At 34.1% G+C, this 18084-nt stretch carries 12 protein-coding genes and 4 pseudogenes; 11 read left to right on the forward strand and 5 right to left on the reverse strand.

All coding sequences use genetic code 11. From position 1 onward, the window contains the following. Positions 1-5 precede the first annotated feature (5 nt). The 5 genes from OM962_RS05485 to OM962_RS05505 all read left to right on the forward strand — a co-directional run bounded on the left by OM962_RS05485 (position 6) and on the right by OM962_RS05505 (position 3953). On the forward strand, positions 6-353 hold the full coding sequence (locus OM962_RS05485; protein ID WP_213864026.1) for an IS630 transposase-related protein: 348 nt from the start codon (positions 6-8) through the stop codon (positions 351-353). Positions 354-381: 28 nt separating this feature from the next. Continuing rightward, entirely contained in the window at positions 382-864 is a 483-nt protein-coding gene (locus OM962_RS05490) for an IS630 family transposase (RefSeq protein ID WP_264330460.1), read from the forward strand. 252 nt (positions 865-1116) lie between these two features. Continuing rightward, positions 1117-2349, forward strand: coding sequence for an IS256 family transposase (locus tag OM962_RS05495; RefSeq protein WP_264330447.1), 1233 nt, complete (start codon positions 1117-1119; stop codon positions 2347-2349). Between the two features lie 102 nt (positions 2350-2451). After that, positions 2452-3045 carry a hypothetical protein gene (locus tag OM962_RS05500; protein ID WP_264331085.1) on the forward strand — a complete coding sequence of 198 codons (594 nt, stop codon included), beginning with the start codon at positions 2452-2454 and terminating at the stop codon, positions 3043-3045. A gap of 35 nt (positions 3046-3080) precedes the next feature. After that, positions 3081-3953, forward strand: a complete 873-nt coding sequence (locus OM962_RS05505) for an IS982 family transposase (RefSeq protein WP_264330502.1) — start codon at positions 3081-3083, stop codon at positions 3951-3953. A gap of 80 nt (positions 3954-4033) precedes the next feature. On the opposite strand, the pseudogene OM962_RS05510 reads toward OM962_RS05505, so the two are convergent. Continuing rightward, positions 4034-4839 (reverse strand): annotated as a pseudogene (locus OM962_RS05510) (IS982 family transposase). Between the two features lie 94 nt (positions 4840-4933). On the opposite strand from OM962_RS05510, the pseudogene OM962_RS05515 reads away from it, so the two are divergent. Then, positions 4934-5110, forward strand: a pseudogene (locus OM962_RS05515) (transposase); the annotation flags it as partial. A 514-nt stretch (positions 5111-5624) separates the two neighbouring features. Here the strand turns inward: OM962_RS05515 and OM962_RS05520 are convergent. The 3 genes and pseudogenes from OM962_RS05520 to OM962_RS07840 form a co-directional block, all read right to left on the reverse strand. Beyond that, entirely contained in the window at positions 5625-5894 is a 270-nt protein-coding gene (locus tag OM962_RS05520) for a hypothetical protein (RefSeq protein WP_264331086.1), read from the reverse strand. Between the two features lie 34 nt (positions 5895-5928). Then, positions 5929-6240 carry a transposase gene (locus OM962_RS05525; RefSeq protein ID WP_264331087.1) on the reverse strand — a complete coding sequence of 104 codons (312 nt, stop codon included), beginning with the start codon at positions 6238-6240 and terminating at the stop codon, positions 5929-5931. Between the two features lie 370 nt (positions 6241-6610). Continuing rightward, positions 6611-7519: pseudogene (locus tag OM962_RS07840) on the reverse strand (IS5 family transposase). Positions 7520-7711: 192 nt separating this feature from the next. Between OM962_RS07840 and OM962_RS05530 the strand changes: the two are divergent. The 5 genes and pseudogenes from OM962_RS05530 to OM962_RS05550 all read left to right on the forward strand — a co-directional run bounded on the left by OM962_RS05530 (position 7712) and on the right by OM962_RS05550 (position 17193). After that, positions 7712-8229 (forward strand): annotated as a pseudogene (locus OM962_RS05530) (ankyrin repeat domain-containing protein). 69 nt (positions 8230-8298) lie between these two features. Beyond that, entirely contained in the window at positions 8299-10860 is a 2562-nt protein-coding gene (gene clpB, locus OM962_RS05535) for an ATP-dependent chaperone ClpB (RefSeq protein ID WP_264331088.1), read from the forward strand. A 27-nt stretch (positions 10861-10887) separates the two neighbouring features. Beyond that, entirely contained in the window at positions 10888-15549 is a 4662-nt protein-coding gene (locus OM962_RS05540) for an NAD-glutamate dehydrogenase (protein ID WP_264331089.1), read from the forward strand. Between the two features lie 5 nt (positions 15550-15554). Continuing rightward, a complete protein-coding gene (gene tatB / locus OM962_RS05545) occupies positions 15555-15845 on the forward strand; it encodes a Sec-independent protein translocase subunit TatB (protein WP_006012003.1) in 291 nt (96 codons plus the stop codon). Beyond that, positions 15817-17193, forward strand: coding sequence for a PleD family two-component system response regulator (locus OM962_RS05550; RefSeq protein WP_007302914.1), 1377 nt, complete (start codon positions 15817-15819; stop codon positions 17191-17193). The genes tatB and OM962_RS05550 overlap by 29 nt, the downstream gene beginning before the upstream one ends. Positions 17194-17215: 22 nt before the next feature. Here the strand turns inward: OM962_RS05550 and recO are convergent, their stop codons facing one another. Then, a complete protein-coding gene (gene recO, locus OM962_RS05555) occupies positions 17216-17944 on the reverse strand; it encodes a DNA repair protein RecO (protein ID WP_264331090.1) in 729 nt (242 codons plus the stop codon). Positions 17945-18084 lie beyond the last annotated feature (140 nt).

The raw sequence follows: 18084 nt of genomic DNA on the forward strand, positions 1-18084 counted from the left end.
TTATAATGGCATATAGTGTGGATTTAAGGGAAAAGGCAGTATTGATGATAGAAAAAGGTAAGACAAAGGTTGAGGTAGCAGAGCTTATGGAGATAGGAATAGCAACTCTGTACCGTTGGTTAAAAAAGAAAGCTGCTGGTGAAAGCCTCAAGCCATCTAAAAACGGTAGCTTTATTCGAAAAATAGACCCCAAAATACTCGAAGAATATGTTACAAAGAATCCAGATCATACTCTGGCAGAGATGAAACAAAATCTTGGATTTGGAATAAACTCAATTTGGTATAGACTAAAACAGCTAAAAATTACTTTAAAAAAAAGTCACACTATATCAAGAGCGCAATCAAGAAGATAGGGAGCAATTTATTGATAAAATCTCAAAAATAGACCATTCCAGCATCTTATATATAGATGAAGCAGGAGTTGATAATAAGTTATACCGAGAATATGGACGCGCTCCAAGAGGAAAGAAAATTTATGCAGATATTCCAGGGAGAACTCGAGAGAGAATCAGTATAGTAGCCGGGTGGATTGGAAAGAGATTTATTGCACCAATGACTTTCAAAGGTGGGTGTGACAAAGAGGTATTCAATACATGGTTGGAGAAGATGTTATTACCTAAATTGCCACTTGGCACAACTATAGTTATGGATAATGCTACATTTCATAAGACCACTAAAACAAAATCATTAATAGAGTCTTTTGGCTGTCATTTGCTGTATCTTCCAACATATTCACCAGATTTGAATCCTATAGAATACTGTTGGCATACCATCAAAAGCCGCCTCAGACCTCTCATGTATAAATATACAGACTTACAGCTTTTGGTTGGTAATACCATAATGGAACTTTATCATCCATTTTAGAAAATACTATAGATTGCCGAATTTACGCAAGAGCAGCATCTATTGCGCTTGGAATTGATCGTTGGCCAGAGAGTAAATGGAATAGTGAAAAACCAGAAAGCAAAAAACCTAAAAAAGTGAGACAAAGCAAATGGTTGAATGAGAAGTAAGATGTAATAGTTTAGACTTGATCTGACAGGCAGGGAACGTTCAAAAAAGTGTGTCAAACCGAGAAGTAAAGTAATAAATTGATATAAAAAATGGAGGTTTGATATGAGTCAAGCAAATAGAACTAATGGGTTGGTAGATTATAAAGAATTAGAAACAAATATCCTGTCATCTATACGAGAAGGAAAACCATTGACAGGAAAAGATGGAGCATTAACACCGTTTATAAAAAGGTTGCTAGAGGCAAGTCTGGAAGGTGAAATAGAAAACCACATGTCAGCTAAAAGTGAAGAAAATAACCGAAGAAATGGGAGAAACGCAAAAACTTTACGCACGAGTGGAGGCTCATTTGAGCTGCTAACACCAAGAGATAGGGAGGGAAGTTTTGAACCACAAATAGTTAGAAAAAGGCAAACAAGCCTACATCCAGAACTTGAAGCAAAGGTATTAAGTACATACGCCAGTGGCATGGGATACAGAGACATAGCTTCACACGTTGAGGAAATATATGACCACAAAATATCAGCAGCAGAGATATCCAGTATTACTGATAAACTGCTACCAATAATCAATGAATGGCGCAGCCGTCCACTGCAATCAGTATATCCAATAGTGTTCATGGATGGCATGTTTTTTAAGGTTAAGGAGGATGGACATTGTGTAAGCAAGTGTATGTATAACATATTAGGCATAGATCAAAATGGCAGAAAAGAAGTATTAGGTTTTTATTTGGCTGAAAGTGAGGGAGCTAATTTCTGGTTGGGAGTGCTAAATGACCTCAAAGAAAGAGGAGTAGAAGATATTCTAATTGCCTGCATTGATGGGCTAAAAAGCTTTTCTACAGCTATAAATAGTATATTTCCTAAAGCAGAAGTACAACTATGTATAGTGCATCAGATAAGGAATTCACTGAAATATGTATCTAGCAAAGATGTAAAAGTTTTCATGAATGATTTGAAAAAAATATATCGTGCTTCAAGTAAAGAAATTGCCGAAAATTATTTGCTTGAACTGGAGGAAAAATGGGGCGAAAAGTATCCATTAGTCATAAAATCTTGGCAGAATAATTGGGAAAATTTGTCCAGTTATTTTAAGTATTCAGGTCCTGTTAGGAGGCTAATTTATACCACTAATCCTATTGAGGGACTGCACAGACAGATTAGAAAATTTACTAAAACCAAAGGCTCATTTACTAATACAAATGCCTTGTATAAACAGGTATATTGTGCTATAAAAAAAGTAGAGCAAAAATGGGCTATGGCTTTACCTAATTGGGCTTTAACTATATCTCAACTTGATATCTTTTTTCCTGATAGATTAAAAATTGAGTTGAATTAAAAATACGGTTTGACACACTTTTTTGAACGTTCCCATGTTTTCACAGAAGTTATGTTATCTAAGCAACCTCATAGACATAGGCAGCACATTAGAAATCGTAGAATGGTGAGTAGCAGTGCAAAACCATCTTCGTGGATAAATAATTTATTTGGTTGGGTAAAAAGCTCTGTGAATGGGTTATTAGATTCGAGAGCTGCTCTACCTGAAACTTCAGCAAATTATTCTAATACATCAGGTACTAGGCAATTTAGTAGTGAAGTTTGTATCAGCAACAATTTTGGTTTAGGATTCTTCTTATTACAAAGTTTCCTAGATAAAAAATATCCTCTTCCTAAGTTTTGTTCTGCTAATCATGAAGAAGTTCTGGCTGATACACTTAATATAATGGAAGAATTTAAAAAGACAGCTAAACAATCTGGTGTATCAGTGAAAGGTTTTGACTTTTTTAAAGTGTATTCAGATATAGCAGGTTATGTAAGGAACGAAAGATATTCTAAAATACCAAGTACATTATATTCAGCCGCAGAAGAAGCCTATCCGGAAAATGAGAAGTTTTTGAGTATTTTAAAAGGCAATATTGAAAAGATGTTTAATAAGCAGCAGATAGTTAATGGTGGATATCAACCTAATGACATTGCTGATAATAAACCTAGAAACGCTAACTATGGATTAGAAGAGAAGAAGAAAAGAAGGTAAACTCCAGTATTTTAGAGATAATAGGAGGTTACCCAGTGAATAAGAATGTAACAGAATTATTCTGTTTTGTAGATGATTATTGTAAAATAATAGACAAAAATTTTGCAGGTAGATTATTATCCAATGGTAAAAAACCTACAAGAGTGCCAGAAATAACGCATTCCGAAATTATAACAATAATTCTGTTATATCAGCAATCTAGATATGAAAACTTTAAATCATTTTACATATGTTACTTACAGTTGCTGCATAAGTCAGACTTTTCCAGACTACCTTCTTATGATAGATTTATTGCGCTAAAACCTCGAGTTTTATGGTATTTAGCAATGTTGCTACAGTGGTTATGTGAGCAGGCAAAAAATACAGGTATTTCCTACATTGATTCAACTCCTATCACGGTCTGTCATGCAAAAAGAATATCTAAAAATAAAGTTTTTACTGGAATTGCAAAATTAAGCAAAAGCACTTATGGCTGGTTTTTTGGTTTTAAATTACATGTAGTAATCAATGAAATAGGCGAAATTCAAGGTGTTACGCTAACCAGAGGTAACATTGACGATAGAAAGCCAGTTTTAGATCTGACTAAAAAACTAACGGGTTTATTATTTGGAGATAAAGGTTATATCCAAAAAGGTCTATTTCTACAATTACTTGATAGAAATTTAAAGCTTGTTACCAAGATAAAAAAAGGGATGAAAAACGCATTAATCTCTCTAAATGAGAAGATTTTTTTAAGGAAAAGATCTATTATTGAAACAGTTTTTGGTTACCTAAAAAATAGATTAGAAATTGAGCACACTCGCCACCGATCTCCTTTTAACTTTCTGGTTCATATTTTTTCTACACTCATTTCATACTCTTTACAACGTAAAAAACCTTCCATTTCCAATTCTTTTTTTGTTCGCTAATCCATAGTTAGCGTTAGAAGCTATTTTAATAACACAACAGTGGACAAACAGCTACAAACCCCAGTTATGGATTATCCGAGTCAATAAAGCTTAGAAATAGGGGGCTTTTTCGACTGCATGGAATACGAAACTAATGTTGAAAAAATATGTACCAAAAAATTTATGGGGGATCTGTGCCGTAAGCTCAAATTTATTTTTCAAATAACCAAAAACTGTCTCAATAATCGACCTTTTTCTCAATAGAATCTTCTCTTTTAATGAAATTAGTGCGTTTTTCATGCCTTTTTTCACTTTAGTGACGAGTTTTAGACCTCTATCGAAGAGTTTCTCAAAGAGGTCCTTCTTCTTTATCTCCGAACAAAAAATTTTTTAGTCAAATTTGGTACAGGTTTTCTGTCGTCAACGCTGCCTTTAGTTAGCGTAATACCTTGAACTTCGCCTATTTCATTGATTACCAGATGCAATTTAAAACCGAACATAGGTAGTCTTTCCTATATTTGCCAACTCTTTGAAAACTTTATTTTTTGCGATCCTTTTTGCGTGGCAAACAGCGATTGCAGTTGTATCAATATAGAGTGATTTTTGCTTGCTCGCAGAACCACTGCAAAAGCATTGCCAAATACCATAAAACCCTGGGTTTTAGAGCAATAAATCTATGATACAAAGGGAGTTTTGAAAACTCAGAACTGTACAATAATTTAAGATAACTCAAGTAAAAAAACTTGAAATTTTTGCACGGCGATTGGTGGTAAAGTAAGATTATAGTAAGTATTTCTGGCACGGTAATTTCAGGTATTCTTGTTGTTTTTTTGCCACTTGATAGAAGCTTTTCTGAAAGTTTTTCATCAGCAATGTGACAAAAATCTTCTATGAAACAGTAAAATATCTTTCTTCATGGGTAACCTCTTAATTTTTGCTAAAATACCTGAGTTTACCCTATTCCTCTCTTTATTAATTCTACTTTCTCATCCATAACTGGGGTTAATAAGATTATTGAACTTGCTAAAGGAGTTGGTGCAGAAATTTTATATCTACCTCCTTATTCTCCAGATTTTAACAAAATTGAGCATAATTGGTTTGCTATAAAAAATAGAATTAGGAAAAACATTCCTCTATTTACATCTTTTCGTCATGCTGTCGATTCTTCCTTCTTATGATTTTTTTGGACTATTATGGGAAGGGCTATACTTTAACAGTTTTAAAGCTGAAATAAAGAATATAGGTGTAACCACCGAAAAAGACTTTTTTCTTATCAAAAAAACACCGTAGAACCCCATCCTTCAGGGCGGGGATATAAGGCGGAAGTGGGTGTTGACACCGAATATGCACAAAAGCATAATAGATTTAGCGGCAGGGCATGCCGTGTTGTGCCTGTGGAGGGGATAGTGCATTTAGCCTCCCGATGAAGCAGGAACCCACCGAGATGATTCAGACTTCGGTCTGAACGTGGTAGGAATCCTTGCCCTTTAGGGCGTGGAGGATATCAACACACGAAGGCACCTCCCCTTCCTTTTTAATAAAAAATATCTATATACTTATCATAAGATACGTAAATGTATATCATGAAAAATATAAGCAAGGTTATGCGCTGCTGCTTAAACTTCTCTAATTAGTGACACTCAACTATAAGAGTAGCTTGCATAGCAAAGAAGATACTAAATATCTTCTTTTTTATAGGTTCATTAGATTTAGATCTGATGACAACTCAGATAAATCGTTCAGCCCTTCATGGAGCTGAGACGTAATAGAATTTAATTGATCACTAAATTTTACATCCTGTTTAAAGGTCCAATCACTTTCCCTACATTTATTCATGCATGCACTACGTAGTTCGTTATTATCCTGATGACTTTTAGGACATGCGCGTATGCAATGGTAATATTGTTCATACGCTTCTTCTTTAGCACTATATGCAGCAGCACTTTTTGTATTACTTTTCATAATATTCTCCTTAATTAAAAAACTATAGTATTTTCTAAAATGGATGATAAAGTTCCATTATGGTATTACCAACCAAAAGCTGTAAGTCTGTATATTTATACATGAGAGGTCTGAGGCGGCTTTTGATGGTATGCCAACAGTATTCTATAGGATTCAAATCTGGTGAATATGTTGGAAGATACAGCAAATGACAGCCAAAAGACTCTATTAATGATTTTGTTTTAGTGGTCTTATGAAATGTAGCATTATCCATAACTATAGTTGTGCCAAGTGGCAATTTAGGTAATAACATCTTCTCCAACCATGTATTGAATACCTCTTTGTCACACCCACCTTTGAAAGTCATTGGTGCAATAAATCTCTTTCCAATCCACCCGGCTACACTGCCTTTTCCCTTAAATCCACACTATATGCCATTATAACTCAAATACTTTATTATACCTTTATCATTTACTTTAGGAAATACTATAGTATAATATTAACATGTAACTATAAATTTTATACTAAATATAGTATATCTTCTTTTCAGAATAACATAAAAAATCAAACTACCCATACCCTCTCCTAGCATTTGGTTAACCAGCAATCATTTATCGCTCTGCCGTAAGAAGTGTAGCCACTGCCAAGTATAGCCCTTCCCAGGCTTTGTTGAATAGCGAGTAGAGATGGGAGGCTTTGTTGAATGGCAAGGAATGAGGAGGAGTAATGAAAGGAATTTACGAGGCAAATTTGAAAATAGGCATACCTATATCAGTAAAGTTATTAATCAAATAGCATTTTAAAAGCACCTCTTGAGAGCGATTTACCTCAGATTTATTCTTAAAACTAAATCCAAATGTTTTTTTGAGCCTCAGGAAAAAACTCTCGATACGTGAACGTATTTCATACCTTGTCTTCTTTTTCCAGTGGGTAAGTTTTCCTTATACTAATGTTGTTGTTTCTTTCTGATAGATAATCTATATTGCTGCAGATTTTTGCATTTTTTCTTGGCTTTATGATGGGTTTCAAATTGTATTGATTGCACAACTTATATAAATTATCTGTATCATAAGCTCCATCTGCACGCAGAGACTTAATCTTATAGATATCACCCATTTCCTTTAGTATTTTAGATGCTATCATGTGAAAGAAAATTAGTATATCGAATTGCTATTGCCTTTTTGCTGTTTACGTCCAAAGCAACATGTAGCTTTCTTATTTGATCTGTACCATTATACTTCCTTATCTTGGCGTTATCTTTGTTATGTTGAGTACTGTTACTATAAATATGCATTACAGTACTATCTATAGCAATTTCAATATTCTCTATGTCATTTTTATCTGTTCTGTGGTCACATAATTTCAAATTAAGTTTGATGAGAAGCTTGTGAATACTTGGAGATTCTTCACTATACTTTGTAAATATCCTTTTATAAATCCAACTGCTTGCCTTAAGCCTATTCTAAATAGATTAACGACTATATGTACTGCAATAACAACCTTATCGCTATAAATCTTCAGGAATTTTTTCTGAACTTTCGTACCAGTTTTCTATAGCTTCATCGATAAAATGAAAGACATTTCCTCTTTTTTCTAAAAATTGATTATACTCTTTAATGATTACTGACTTTCATCTTCTTTGGCATATACTCTACAAAATGTTCATTTCTTAATAAAGTAACCACTTTCTTTAGATTTTCTCCCTTTTTTCTCCCATCTCTACTCGCTATGCAACAAAGCCAACTCGGGTTACCTTACTATGTTGTCAGCATCTTTGAGTAAGTAATGTTAATAAAAAATGAGTAAATGATCTATTTAATATTAAAAAGATATTGAATATGGATAAATTGAGTCAAGATACAAAAAACAAGCTGCATTTTTGGTGGCTTATAACAGTAATAGTATGTATTATTGCTACCTATTATTACATGAAGGCAAAAGCTGCAGATAATTATAAAACGATATTACGCATTGCTTCTCAAAATTGTAACTTAGAAACTGTAAAATTCTCAGTAAAAAATTTATTAGATACTGATACACACATGCCTAAGTTAACTGCGTTACATTACGCTGCAGAAGGGGATGTTTAGAGATAGTTAGGTTTTTAATAGATGAGGGAGTTAACGTAAACATTATTAACAAGTATGTAAGCACAGCACTACATAATGCTGCATATTATGGTGATTTAAGGATTATCAAATTTTTGCTAGAAAAAGGCGCTAATCCTAACATTATAAACGATGATGGAAAAAAACCTAGAAATGTAGCTGTGTTAAGGTCAAGGCATAACAAAGATAAGCCCTACGATCAAATATTCAACCACTATGGATTGAAATCCATAGTGGTTGAATGCTGAATGACTTTAAGTTTAAAATTGAGAAAGTAGTTGTTATATATATCAGCAAGTATGAGTTAAATTTGTATTATGGACTTGAATAAATTTACCGAAAAAGCAAAAAGCCTAATCCAGAGCGCTCAAATGAAAGCATTGGGAGCTGGGCATCAGATTTTTATGCCTGAACATTTACTTAAAGTAATGCTTGAAGATGAGTCAGGTTTAGTTCAGGATTTGATAGGCACTTGTGGTGGAAATATTCAGAATATTTCTGATGCTGTGAGTAGTACAATTAAAAAGTTTCCAGTGGTTGGAGGACCAGGTAGTGGTGGACTTCAGCTTTCAAGAGAGGTAGCAAAAGTTTTTGATGATTCAATTGGTATTGCGAGGAGAAATAAAGACACATTTGTTACTGTTGAGCGGTTGCTGCAGGGCCTTGCTGCACAAAAAGATGAAATTGTAGGTAAAATTTTAGCAGAAGGTGGTGTAACACCGCAAAAATTAAATTCAGTTATTGCAGAAATGAGAAAAGGTGGCAGTGCAGACTCTCCAAATAGCGAGGAAAAATTAAATGCGGCAAAGAGGTATACAAAAGATATTACAGAGCTTGCTATGCAAGGTAAGCTTGATCCTGTAATTGGTCGTGATGAGGAAATCAGAAGAACTATGCAGGTATCGTTGAGGCGAACAAAAAATAATCCAGTACTGATAGGTGAACCTGGTGTTGGAAAAACTGCAATAGTTGAAGGTTTAGCAAACAGAATTGTTGCAAATGATGTACCACTTGGTTTGCGTGATGCAAAAGTTTTAGCTTTGGATCTTGGTGCATTAATTGCTGGAACAAAATTTAGAGGGGAGTTTGAAGAGAGACTAAAAGCAGTGATTAATGAGATTTCAAAAGCAGAGGGAAAAGTTATTTTGTTTATAGATGAGCTTCATACTTTAGTGGGAGCAGGAGCGACAAGTGGTGCGATGGATGCTTCAAATCTGCTCAAGCCTGCTCTTGCGCGTGGAGAAATTCGCTGTATAGGGGCTACAACTTTGGATGAGTATCGTCAACATATAGAGAAAGACCCTGCGCTTGCAAGGCGTTTTCAGCCTGTGTTTATTTCTCAACCGACTGAGACTGATACTATTTCAATACTGAGGGGTTTGAAGGAGAGGTATGAGGTGCACCATGGTATTAGAATCACAGATGGTGCAATAATCGCTGCTGCAACGCTTTCTAATAGATATATAACAGATAGGTTTTTACCTGATAAAGCGATCGATTTAATTGATGAAGCAGCAAGTAGGGTTAGAATTGAAATGGACAGCAAGCCTGAGGTTGTTGATGAGCTTGAAAGAAAGATTATACAGCTGAAAATTGAGTCAGAGGCTTTGAAAAAAGAAAGTGATGAAAACTCTAAGCAACGTTTAAAAAAGATAAATGAGGAAATTGAGAGTCTAAACAGTAAATTTGCTGACTTAAGCAGTAAATGGCAGATGGAAAAGAATAAAATAGCTAAAATACAAGAAACTGCTGAAAAATTGGATAACGCGAGGAAAGAGCTAGAATTGGCTCAGCGCAATGGAAATTTAGGAAGGGCAGGGGAGTTGATGTATGGTGTGATTCCTCAACTTGAAAATGAGTTAAAAAATCAGGAAAAAGTTACTGATAGTTTCCTAAAGAAAGAAGTTACTGAGAGTGATATTGCAAATATTGTTTCAAAATGGACAGGCATTCCAGTTGATAACATGATGCATAGTGAAAAGGAAAAGCTCCTTAATATGGAAAATAAAATAGGAAAAAGAGTAATAGGGCAGAGAGATGCAATTGAAGCTATAAGTAATGCAGTAAGGCGCTCCCGTTCTGGTGTTCAGGATACTAATCGACCTTTTGGTTCATTTTTATTCTTAGGTCCAACCGGAGTTGGAAAAACAGAGTTAGCAAAATCTCTTGCCGAATTTTTGTTTGATGATCAATCAGCACTTCTACGCTTTGATATGTCAGAGTATATGGAAAAACACTCCGTTTCAAAGTTAATTGGTGCGCCTCCAGGATATGTTGGTTATGAACAAGGTGGCAGATTAACCGAAGCAGTAAGGAGAAGACCATATCAGGTAATTTTGTTTGATGAGATAGAAAAGGCAAATCCAGATATATTTAATATATTACTGCAGATTTTGGATGAAGGTAGACTCACCGATAGCCATGGCAAATTAATTGATTTTCGCAATACCATACTGATTTTAACTTCTAACCTTGGCGCTGAGATAATGCTAAGAGGAACTACCGAATCTGTGAAAGATGAGGTGATGAAAATAGTTAAGTCAGCGTTTCGTCCAGAATTTTTAAATAGACTGGATGAAATTATTATATTCCACAGCTTAACCAAAGATGACATTGATAAAATTATAGATGTTCAATTCTCTTATTTACAAAAGATGCTTGCTAAGCGTAAACTGAGTATTAGTTTATCGCAAGAAGCTAAAGAACTAATAGCACAAACTGGATATGACCCTGAATATGGAGCGCGGCCTCTGAAAAGGGTAATACAAGAATGCATTCAAAATAATCTAGCTAAGTTAGTTTTATCGGGGGAAATAGTAGAAGGAGATGAGCTAATAGTGTATACTTCTGGTAACGAAATCTTAGTTAAAAAGATCTAGATTCGCTGTGTATTTTTGTTTTGAAAAATGTGTATAAATCATAATGTTAATGTTGAGTCTTTATTTAAGCTAGTTGATCAAGGGAATAAAAAAGAGAAAGAAAAAATTAAAGAGTTTATACAGTACTTTTATAATTTTGTTTATAATAGTGACCTAAAAGTCAACGATAAATTTCTTTTATACATTGCAGAGGATGCATACAACTTCATTCTTAAAAAAGAAAAAGAAGAAAGTAAATTAGCAGTAAGTAATGTAAATGATATTTCAGGAATAGAGGGCAATTTCACTATAATTAAAATCACAAATGATGACATGCCCTTTTTAGTGGATTCTGTCATTTCCACTATTAAGTCACACGGTTTAACTATATGCTATTATAGTAACAGCATAATTAATGTTCAAAGAAAAAATAGCCTAATAGATAAAATTCATCTTTTGGAAGAAAGTAATGGAATCAAAGAGTCAGTAATATATGTAATTATTAAAGGCATAAGTGGTAGCTTTGTTGATACACTAGAAGAATCTCTACGAAAGACGCTAAAAGCAGTTAACTGCGTTGTAAAGGACTGGCAATTGATGCTCAAGAAGCTTCTTGAGCATCCGGCATTGGATGCTGGAGGCAGAGATTTTCTAGCTTGGTTGAAAAATAACAATTTTGTATTTTTAGGTTATCAAGAATACATTACTAATAAAGAAGGAAAGCTTGCTCTAAGTGGTAAGGAGAGCCTCGGGTTAATGAGAGCAAGTGAAGAGTACCAAAATTCATCAATTTTTTCTGAAAGCTTGAATTCTTTATACATACTAAGATCAGACCTAATCTCAATAGTTCATCGGCGTACCTATATGAATTGTATAGGAGTGAAAGAATTTAATGATCAGGGTGATGTAATAAGGGAACAGCATTTTTTTGGGCTATTTACTTCTATAGCAGAAGTGCAAGATATTCGAACTATTCCGGTAATAAAGGATAAGGTTACAACAATAGAAAAAAAGGCAGGATTTGTTCCTGGTGGCCATAACAATAAAGCTTTAATTTCCATTTTACAGGCATTTTCTTGTGACGAATTATTCCAATCAAATGAAGACGAGTTATTTGAAATTTGCACCTCGATCATGTCTCTTGCGATTAGACCAAGAGTCAAATTATTTTTGAGAAAGGTAGGGAACTTTATTAGTTGCATAGTATTGATACCGATGCGTTATGCTAGCGCTAGGCTAATGTTCAAGATACGTGATATATTGAAGGATGAAACAAGTGCAGAAAGTTCAGATATTTATAACAATCACATTATCAATGAATATGATTTGATGAAATTACACGTGGTGCTAAGAACCAAAAGCGCTAGCGTTTTTGATGATGAAGTTTTGTGTATCGAAAACAAGTTAAGAAACATTACAGAAAAGTGGGAAGATCGTTTTATAGACAATTTATATAATACTTTTAGCACTGTTGAGGATATATTTATCCTCTATTGCAAGGCATTTCCGATAAGTTATCAAGAGAATTTTGAACCTCATGATGCGTATTATGATATGAAAAAATTGGAGATAGTGAGAAAGAAAAAAGTCAGCGAAGTTGATTTGAGGCTTACTCGTGACAATCTCAACTATCAATTGAAGGTTTACACTCCAAGCAACGGAGGCCTTGAATTGTCAAAGATATTAAAGGTTACTAAGAATTTAGGGGCTAAGATTCTATCTCATAATGGTTATTATATAGAAATCAACGGTGGAATATGGATACATCATTTTGTGTTGTCAAGAGTTGATGAATTAATAGACAACATTACTTTAAAAGAGCAGTTTGAGGTAACACTTGTAAAAGTGTTCAGCAAGGAAATAAAAAATGACTATTTTAACAGCTTGATCATTATTGCTGGGCTCGAGTGGAAGGAAGTGCTTCTGATTAGAGCGCTAAGCGCCTACCTAAAGCAGACATCATTTAGCTATAACCCAGAATATATCCAGAAAGTAGTATCAGAGTATCCAAAAGTAGTAAGGTATTTAGTAGAATTATTTCATTCAAGATTTGATACTAAAATAGATATTGATAGGGCAGAAACTACTAGCATTTTGATAGAAAAAATTGAAGAACTACTAAAAGAGATCAGCAACGTTTCACATGATTACGTTTTGCGTTCGATATTTAACTTGATAATGGCAATTTTGAGAACCAGTTATTATCAAGATGATAAGCCATACTTATCTATCAAATTTGATTCAAGTAAAATAAATGGTTTACCTGACCCGCGCCCATACCGTGAATTGTATGTTTATTCAAACCTTTTTGAGGGAATACATCTAAGAGGAGGGAAGTTGGCTCGTGGTGGTTTGAGATGGTCGGATAGAACGGAAGATTTTCGCACTGAAGTTTTGGGACTCATGAAAGCCCAGATGACAAAAAATGCGGTCATTGTACCTGTTGGCGCAAAGGGTGGGTTTGTAATAAAGCAAGTTTATAAAGACAAAAACATTTTAAGGGAGAAAGGTGTTGAATGCTATAAGAATTTCATCAGAGGAATGCTTGATATTACTGATAATGTAGTTGATGGCAAAATAACTCCACCAGAAAATGTGATTAGGTATGACGAAGATGATCCATATTTGGTAGTTGCAGCAGATAAAGGCACTGCTTCATTTTCTGATTATGCAAACGAAATATCCTCTGAATGTAACTTTTGGCTCGAAGATGCATTTGCATCTGGTGGATCAGCAGGTTATGACCACAAAAAGATGGGTATTACAGCAAGAGGTGCATGGATTGCAGCACAACGCCATTTTTGGAGAATGAATAAGGATATTTACCAGGATACAACTGTTATTGGAATTGGAGATATGGCTGGCGATCTGTTTGGAAATGGCATACTGCTTTCAAGAAATATACGTTTAATCGGCGCATTTAACCATATGCATATTTTCATTGATCCAAATCCTGATTCAGCAAAGGGTTTCGCAGAGCGTAAACGCCTTTTTGAATTACCGTTTTCAACTTGGATGGATTACAGCAAAGATTTGATTTCTCGTGGTGGCGGGGTATTTGAGCGTAGCAGCAAGCAAGTAGACATTTCTCAAGAAATGAAAAAGTGCTTTGATATAACGGAAGATACACTATCTCCAAATGACTTGATCCGATATCTGCTCAAGGCAAAAGTGGATTTCATATGGAATGGAGGAATTGGCACATTCGTTAAGGCAAAGAGTGAAAGTCACGGTATGGTTGGTGATAAAGCAAACGATGAATTAAGAGTAAACGGTCAGGATATTAGAGCTTCTATGTTTATAGAGGGTGGTAACCTTGGTTGCACGCAGCTTGGAAGGGTAGAATATGCTAAAATAGGTGGGTATATCAATGCAGATTTTATTGATAATTCAGCAGGAGTAATATGTTCTGATCTTGAAGTTAATATCAAAATTGCTTTTATGAAAGTAGGGAAAATTTCCTTAGAAAAAAGGAATGAAATACTGACTAGCATGATAGACGATGTTGCATTTAAGGTGCTTGAAGACCATAACAGGATTGAAACAAAAGCATTGCTTCTTGAGTGCTTACAAGCTAAAGAAAGATTAGAGCAGCACCATAAATTATTACTCAGTTTAGAGAAATTTGGGCTGCTAAACCGAGATGTAGAATTTCTTCCAGCTGAAGAAGAGGTAGCAAGAATGTTAACTGATGGAGAAGGTTTCTGTTCTCCTCAGCTTTCTGTTCTGATGTCTTATGCAAGAACAGCAATAAAAAATGAAGTTATACACTCTGAGCTACCTGAAAAAGATTTTTTGTGCCGTGATTACTTACTAAATTACTTTCCACAAAGGATGGTAACAGAGTTCAAGGATTCCATATTGAAACACCAACTTTGTAGGGAAATTATTTCTACTTGCATTACAAACGATGTAGTAAATAGGATGGGCTGTATATTTATTAATAATTTGGTTGAGAGTACTGGAATTAAAGTACATGAAGCAGTTAACATATATATCGTTGTTAATCACCTATATAATTTAAGTAGCCTTTGGCAGAAAATTGATGAATTGGATGGAAAAATTGATGTTGATTCATATTTGCAAGTAGTGAGAAGTGTGCAAAAATTTATTGGTAGGGTATCATTTTGGTTAGTAAAAAATCTTGGTAAGCTTAATCTTGTAGAACTAGATGGTGTTACAAAATTTAGGGGTGCAATTGAAACTTTAGGCCATGATATTTTAGATGAGCACCTATTAGAGGTCTATAATCATGGATTAGCTTCTTTGTTAGAGCTTAACATAAATAAAGATCTAGCAAAAAGGGTTGCTGATCTACGTATTCTTATTTATGCGCTGGACGTTATATCTGTTGCTGAGCAGACATCTTTGTCCATCCTTGAGGCTGGTAGAATATACTTTGAATTAAAGTCGCTGCTAAGATTTGATATGATTAGAACAGTTGCTGGCAAGATGAAAAGCCATTCTTCCTATTGGGATCGCAGCTTAATTAATGATTTATTAGATGATTTAAGCAATTATCAACATAAGCTAGCTGTTAAAGTTATAAAAGCTACTGATAATCATGTAGACAAGGTTCAAACTTGGGCTATTAATGATAAGGATTATATAGAGCGCTACAATAGCTTTTTAGATGAGATGGTCGCTTATAAACTTGATTTAAGTAAATTAATACTCATAATCAGGAGAGTTAAAGTACTTGCTTCATAGGAAAAATGTTTAATATAGGTCTTTCAGAAATTTTAGTTGTAGCTTTAGTGAGTATAATTGTTCTTGATAAAAGTAAAGTACCTGTATTTCTTAATCTTATTAAAAATATATATAGGTATTTCTGGGTTGTAAAATCAAGAGTTAGGAAATTGTTGAAGGATACCGGAATTAAAGAATTATATGAAGAGCATAACGTTGAAAAAGTCAATTACATAATTGGTGAAGATGGCAAGCTTTATCCTACTTACAATGTAGATAGTACAAAAAATGACAGCAAAAATCCTAGTAGTAGATGATATACCATCTAATGTTAAGCTTTTGGAGGCTCAGCTAAAAGCAGAGTACTATACAGTTATTGTAGCTTATGATGGCGAGGAGGCGATAGATTTAGTAGCGGAACAGCAGCCAGATATTATCTTACTTGATGTCATGATGCCAAAAATGAGTGGTTTTGAGGTTTGTAAGAAGCTAAAGAATGATCCCTTAACGACTTATATTCCAATAATTATGGTAACTGCGCTGCATGACACTCATGATAGAGTGGAAGGAATTAATGCTGGTGCGGATGACTTTCTAACTAAGCCGATAGATGAAACTGCTTTATCTGCAAGAATTAAGTCTCTTGTGCGCTTAAAGATGATAATAGATGAGTTGTGCTTGAGAGGAGAAACTAATGCTGAGATTGGTGGAGTAGCAGAAAGCAGTATTATGGATTATTCTAATCAGATTTTTGATGCTAACATACTTGTTGTAGATGAGGACACCTTTCAAGCAGAGCAGATACACAATGTTCTAAAGCAACGCTTCAGATCAATTAAAATACTGCACGATCCAAAAGAAGCATTAAAGGTTGGTATTAAGGATAATTACGACCTGATTATTTCTGACATGCAGTTTTCAAAAACTGACGGCCTACGGTTGTGTTCTAAGTTTCGTAGTAAAGTAGAAACACGTTATACACCAATTCTGATCCTTTCTGAAGATTATGATAAAAGCAATTTAGTAAAGGCACTTGATGTAGGTGCTAATGATTATTTAACAGTACCTTTAGATGAGAGTGAATTAATAGCTAGGGTTAATTTGCAAGTGAAACGCAAAAGGTATCAAGATGCCTTGAGAATGAATTTATTTAATAATGTGGAAATGTCTATAAAGGATCCATTAACTAACTGTTATAATAGAAGATATTTTGATGCACACTTAAGAAATATTGTTAAGGATTCTGTGGAAAAAGATAGAAGTTTATCTCTTATGATACTTGATATAGATTATTTTAAGATGGTGAATGATAACTTTGGGCATAATGCTGGAGATGAACTTTTAAAGGAAATACAGAAAAGAATTTCTGAAAATATCAGAGTGACAGATTTATTAGCTAGGTTTGGTGGTGAGGAATTTGTTGTTGTAATGCCAGATACCAATGTATCAGATGCGTATACTATTGCAGAGAGAATAAGGAAAATTATTGCCAAAGAACCTTTTATACTTGTGGGTAAAAATACAACCCATAATGTAACTGTGAGCATTGGAATTTCAGCAATGCAAAGATCTGACCTTGATGATGTTAAAAAATTTATAGTACGTGCTGACAAATATTTATATAAAGCAAAAAACAGTGGTAGAAATAGAGTGGTTACTGGTTGAAGTTCTTTCAAATAAGTAGTAACTAAGATTCAAATGATAGCATAAAATTTCTCAACTCCGGAAATTTCGCATTTAACTGCAGAAATAGATATTTATTTAAAAAATACCCTGTAATTTTTAACCCTAGTCTGAATTCTTGATACGAGTAGCTATTTTGTAGGTTGTTATTGTATACATCATGCAACATCTGTGGAAAAGGTAGTAATTTATCTGCATAACAGTCACCTACTTTTTTTGACACTGCTCTACCAGTTTTTGGAGAAATAAATTGTAGATTTTCTTTCACACCTGTGACAGCACATTTTGATAGGTCTAACTTAAATCCAAGTTGCGTAAGAAGCAGAAGCTCTAAGTTAAGGTAATGACTTTGCCAAAACTGGCTATTATGTTTTATTACATCGATGAAGTGTCTAAAATTATCATACAACTTGATGCAGGATTCACTTTCTGGAAGCACTTTTTCTAATATAGACGAGAAAGAAACAATAGCAATGCTTTTTAACCTATCTTGAAAGAAATGATGAAATGGAGATTCAATCAATTCGCACTTTAAAAAACCTAGATTTTCAGGTAGCTTAGCACTCCATTCTGCATGTAATAGATTACTTATTTGAAACTTATAATTGCTATTGTTTGTTAACCTAGTTAATCCCCTGCGCTTTCCATGATTTTTTGTAAATAGAGAAAGAATTAAATTTTTATCACCGTATTTTTTAACAGCTATAATAACACCTTCATCTTTCCATCTCATTTAGAGTATATTGACCATATGATATTATAGAGATAATAAAATTAGTGTAGCAAATTTGAGTTTAAGTCAACTGAAATATATTGACTTTATGTGCAATATTAGCTTTAAACCAGTAAAACAAGCTGCTTAACATATGCGCC

Origin of the sequence: Wolbachia endosymbiont (group B) of Erebia ligea, assembly GCF_947179575.1 — a bacterium.
Lineage (GTDB): Bacteria > Pseudomonadota > Alphaproteobacteria > Rickettsiales > Anaplasmataceae > Wolbachia > Wolbachia pipientis_C.

Excerpts from the sequence above, each read along its gene's own strand:
- OM962_RS05485 (WP_213864026.1), top strand. The coding sequence starts at position 6 with ATGGCATATAGTGTGGATTTAAGGGAAAAGGCAGTATTGATGATAGAA.
- OM962_RS05495 (WP_264330447.1), top strand. The coding sequence starts at position 1,117 with ATGAGTCAAGCAAATAGAACTAATGGGTTGGTAGATTATAAAGAATTA.
- OM962_RS05500 (WP_264331085.1), top strand. The coding sequence starts at position 2,452 with ATGGTGAGTAGCAGTGCAAAACCATCTTCGTGGATAAATAATTTATTT.
- OM962_RS05520 (WP_264331086.1), bottom strand. The coding sequence starts at position 5,894 with ATGAAAAGTAATACAAAAAGTGCTGCTGCATATAGTGCTAAAGAAGAA.
- OM962_RS05525 (WP_264331087.1), bottom strand. The coding sequence starts at position 6,240 with ATGACTTTCAAAGGTGGGTGTGACAAAGAGGTATTCAATACATGGTTG.
- clpB (WP_264331088.1), top strand. The coding sequence starts at position 8,299 with ATGGACTTGAATAAATTTACCGAAAAAGCAAAAAGCCTAATCCAGAGC.
- OM962_RS05540 (WP_264331089.1), top strand. The coding sequence starts at position 10,888 with ATGTGTATAAATCATAATGTTAATGTTGAGTCTTTATTTAAGCTAGTT.
- tatB (WP_006012003.1), top strand. The coding sequence starts at position 15,555 with ATGTTTAATATAGGTCTTTCAGAAATTTTAGTTGTAGCTTTAGTGAGT.
- OM962_RS05550 (WP_007302914.1), top strand. The coding sequence starts at position 15,817 with ATGACAGCAAAAATCCTAGTAGTAGATGATATACCATCTAATGTTAAG.
- recO (WP_264331090.1), bottom strand. The coding sequence starts at position 17,944 with ATGAGATGGAAAGATGAAGGTGTTATTATAGCTGTTAAAAAATACGGT.